The sequence below is a fragment of the Rhabdonatronobacter sediminivivens genome (genome assembly GCF_013415485.1).
In the GTDB taxonomy this organism is placed as follows: domain Bacteria; phylum Pseudomonadota; class Alphaproteobacteria; order Rhodobacterales; family Rhodobacteraceae; genus Rhabdonatronobacter; species Rhabdonatronobacter sediminivivens.
In genome coordinates this window covers 1-4,083 of sequence record NZ_JACBXS010000091.1, presented here as the reverse complement: position 1 = coordinate 4,083, position 4,083 = coordinate 1, and the positions used below count along the sequence as shown (strand labels likewise).

3 protein-coding genes are annotated in these 4,083 nt (G+C 59.5%); 1 reads left to right on the top strand and 2 read right to left on the bottom strand.

Going from position 1 to position 4,083, the window contains the following annotated elements; translation table 11 throughout:
• Positions 1-36: 36 nt before the first annotated feature.
• Positions 37-423, bottom strand: coding sequence for a hypothetical protein (locus tag HUK65_RS18115; RefSeq protein ID WP_179907658.1), 387 nt, complete (start codon positions 421-423; stop codon positions 37-39).
• A 190-nt stretch (positions 424-613) separates the two neighbouring features.
• Here HUK65_RS18115 and HUK65_RS18110 point away from each other — a divergent pair, with 190 nt between their 5' ends.
• Complete coding sequence (locus HUK65_RS18110; protein ID WP_179907657.1) at positions 614-2,467, top strand: TniQ family protein; 1,854 nt, start codon at positions 614-616, stop codon at positions 2,465-2,467.
• Positions 2,468-2,490: 23 nt separating this feature from the next.
• On the opposite strand, the gene HUK65_RS18105 is transcribed toward HUK65_RS18110, so the two are convergent.
• Positions 2,491-3,858 (bottom strand): KAP family P-loop NTPase fold protein, encoded by a 1,368-nt coding sequence (locus HUK65_RS18105; protein WP_179907656.1) that lies wholly within the window; start codon positions 3,856-3,858, stop codon positions 2,491-2,493.
• Between the last annotated feature and the right edge of the window lie 225 nt (positions 3,859-4,083).

The following is a 4,083-nucleotide window of genomic DNA, read 5'->3' as shown; positions in this document are numbered from 1 at the left end:
CTCCATCCCGATTTCAATCAGGCGGGAGATCGCAGCTCAGGGCAAAACCTGGAAGGTGGGTGCCAGAACACGTTTACAATCGAAATGGGGCTCATAGACCCCCAGCTCCGCGAAAGAGAGGCGTTCGTCATAGATTGCGACCTGGGCTTCAAGCTTCTGAAGGATCGCCCGCTTCTCCGCGTAGGTTTTCCGCAAATCGGCTTGGCCCGCCTCTATATCCCCGGCGGAGGTCCGGAGTTTCGCGACCTCATCCTCGACCGAGATGATCTGCCCGTATCGGGCCTCAAGGGATTTCCGGGCGGTATCGGCCTCGTCCGCTGCGATACGCGCCTTTTTGTTCCGGGAGCGTTCCCGAAGCCAGAGGACCAGAAGGACGAGGGGTAGGATGAGCCAGATTATCAGAAAGATCGTAAAGGTATCCATTGGGGGCCTATTCTTGGAACGAAATCTATGGGGTTAACCTGCCCTGAGCGTCGGGGTATTTCAAGAAAACTCGGGGATCAGCGGTGCGAAAGAACCTTTGATCCGGTTTTCCGGTGTTTGGGCTATGCACCCGATGCTTCCTCGCATATCCAGAGGCATTCCCGCTCCACGTGATTACCCGACATTGCATATGACCGCCCTGCCCATATCGAACCCTGCCCCAGCCCACCGGGAGACCCTGTATTCCTACCTCAGCCGGGTGGCCGGGGTCTGGCGGACGGATGTGGCGGGGCTCGCATCTGATATGGGCGCCGGGTTCAAACCCCTCCTCGATAACGAGGAAGCCGCATTCAAGGCTGTGGCCGACTGGACCGATCTTTCCCCGGAAATCATGGATGAGCTCCTGTCTTGGACCGGGACCCGGGCCGGGAACGTCCGGATGCAGTTCCGCGGCGAGCTTTACGTCTCAAGGGCGCTCCGGAACCCGATCATGCGCGGATGCCCCGTCTGCCTGCGCGAAGACGCCGACGGCGCGACCGGGTCTGCCCATTCCGCGATGGTCATGCGGGGGGACTGGCAATTGCGCGAGGCGGCGCTCTGCGTGCGTCATCGCCACCCGCTGGTGCCTCTCTGGCAGGCCGCCGCGCCCCGAGACCGTTTCGATATCGGGGCCCGGCTGCGCGAGATCGAGGCGGAAATCCTGTCCGGCGCGTTTGAACGGCCGCTGCGGGACCCCTCGGCCTATGATCTCTGGCTTGACCGACGTCTGGAGGATGGGACGGATGACACATGGCTGAAGGAACACCCGGTTTTTGTGGTGACGACCCTGTGTCGCTTACTCGGGCAGGCCATGTTGAAAGTGAGCAGCCCGGGGGAGGAATACGCTTCCGGGCGGGCCCACGCCGCGGGGTTTGATATCGTCGTGGACGGTGCGGTGGAGATCAGGGCGGCCCTCGACCGGATCGCGACAGATGCGACCGGCGCGCTTGATGAACCCGGGAGGGCCTTCGGGCCGCTCTATACGAAGTTGAACCGGGATTATCTGGACGAGCCCGGGTTCGACCCGTTCCGGAGTATCCTGCGGGGGTGTATTCTCGATAACTGGCCGATCGCGGCGGGGGAGGTGGTCCTGGGTGAAGTGGTCCCCCAACGACGGCTGCACTCCCTGCGCACCGCGTCCCTTGAAGCCGGGATCGGGGTCAGGGCGTTGGAGCCTTTCCTGATCGAGGCCGGGGCGCTCCGGGAGGGCGATCCGCGCCCTGACAGTCGAAGACTGTTTGACGCGCAGGCCCAGGCCGGATTACTGGCCGAGATCCCCACCCTGGTCGGCCCGATCGCCATGCGTAACGCCATGGGCGCGACCCGGATGGAGCTTGAGGCCCTGGCGGAGGCCGGGGTGTTGAAGCCCCGGACGCGGGTCAGGAAGGTCAAGAACCCCTGGCGCCTGTCTGACGGGGTAGCCCTTGTGGCCGAGCTGTCCGATGGCGCGATCGCGGTTGAGGACGAGGACAAGGACTGGGAAACCCTGCTTCTCGCTTATCGGCGCAGCGGCGTCGCCTTGGATGATCTGATCCGGAACATCCGCAACGAGCGCCTGACCGTCGGGAAGAGGGCCAGGGTCCCCGGGTTCCACGGGATCGTCGTCCCGAAATCCGAGGTCGATGTGCTGGCCGCCCCGCGTCAGGTCACGCGGGACGAAGCTCTTGAGGAGGTTCCGGGCAGCATGGCCGCGGCCGATTTTGGACGATCCGTCGGGCTACGGGATGGCGGGGTGTTTCAGGCCATGATCGAGGCCGGTCATGTGAGCGCCTATCAGATCATCAACCCCCGGACGAGTCGCCCCCAACATCGGATGTCGCCGGAGGACATGGCGGCGTTTCACCGCCGGTTCGTGACCCTGACGACCCTGGCCGCTGAGACGGGACAGCACCGGAACACCCTGAAAGGGGCTTTCGCGGCCCGCCGGATCACTCCGTTCTCCCCGGAGGGCCGGGATTTCGGGGCGGTGTATCTGCGGGTGGATGTGGTGGGATTGCTGCGCTGACGAATAGACATCGCCCGGACGAATCAAACGGTTTCGAAAGTATTCAGATAATCGTCGAAGATCCTCCTTGGACAATCTTTTGCTTGTATGAAGTCACCGAACTGACTGAACTGATTTTTAATTTCCCTCACATCTTCAAACTCAGCTTTTCCATCTGACAAAATTACCTGCCACGAGCGGTACATGTACCACGTCGGATGATCGTAATCTTGGTTGTGTTCATCATCTGGTAATTTTCTGTTTATTTTCTCAGGTGTCGCGTCCAGATATGTCACCAACTCCTCATCAGTAAGGTCTGCCACGACCATTTTCTTAAAGATATCGCTTCGAATAATGCGAGCGATGATCATGCTGGCGGTAATGGCCCTCCACCCTGGAAACAGACGCGGGTTGAGAGCTTCAGGCGGTAATATTGAGACAGCGGCGAGTATCTTCCCGATATCGCGAATTGAAATAAGGTTGCGCCGCATAACTCCGGGAAGCTGCCTCTCGACAATCTCGGAGACATATTCTTTCGGGAGCTTCATCGCAGCTGCTGTGTGTTTCGCATAGGCGAGCACAGCCGGAATATCTTGATGGCGGCCACCAGCGCGGTCTGGAAGGGTGAATGTCAGGCTGATGAACTTTTGTAGGTATGCCGCAGCATCGATGTCATTCCCGTATCTCGCCCTCACACTGTTCTCCAGCGCGCTCAGGTTCACACCGAGCACGAAGTGAACCATGGGGACTGCGAAAAAGTGCTTGATTACCTCAAGGACTTCCAGTGCATAGTCCGGTCGACACCGATCAAGTTCGTCGATCACGATTATCAGTGGTGTTGGTTCGGCATCACCCTTCCCGTCAACCAGCTCGGACAAGGCATCCCGAAACGATTGCATCGCCTGTTGTCGGCCTTCTGCGCGATCCCAGAAATCATCAACGACCCTTTCCGCCTCGGCGTGAATAGCTTCTGCGGCTGCATCACCAAGGTCGTTCAGCGCCTCCTTCGCGCCGAAGGTCGCGATATTAAGCGCGATTTTCGCTAAGGGCTTCACGAATTTACTCGCCGTCGACTTGAGGCGTGTGAGCTTTGGTTCGTCTTGCGCCGGAACGCGATCCGCTAAGGCGCTGACCAACGCGACCAATGGGTCGGACAGATAGTCGTTGGCGAAGGCGTCGAAATAGAGCGTCAGAGCCCTACCCTTATTCTGCTCGCGATGCGCGCCCACCCACCTTTTCAGAAAGTAGGTTTTCCCGGTTCCCCAGCGGCCATCAAGAGCGATGACCAGTGGGTCCTCTATCCGGTCCAGCAGTGCTGACAGAGAGCTCCCCGCCTTTTCTCGTCCCAGAATGTCATTGTCGAAGGCTGTCTTGTAAAGGGTGACCTCGGGTTCGGGCGGTAAAAAGCGCATGGAGTACCTATCGTTTTATTGGGAACTTCTGATGAACAAGGTCGAAAAGGGAAGACCTATCTGGATGGTCGCACCCTTGTGATAGATTCGTCCAGCGCCGATATGAAGTGGCTCGCTCACAGTCCTTGGTCACGAAGGCGGCTGTCAAACTAGTGTTCTGAGTCTGACGCATCTTACCGGTTCCCTCTGATTTCATCCAGCGCGTCGAGTGCGCGGCGTTCCCGG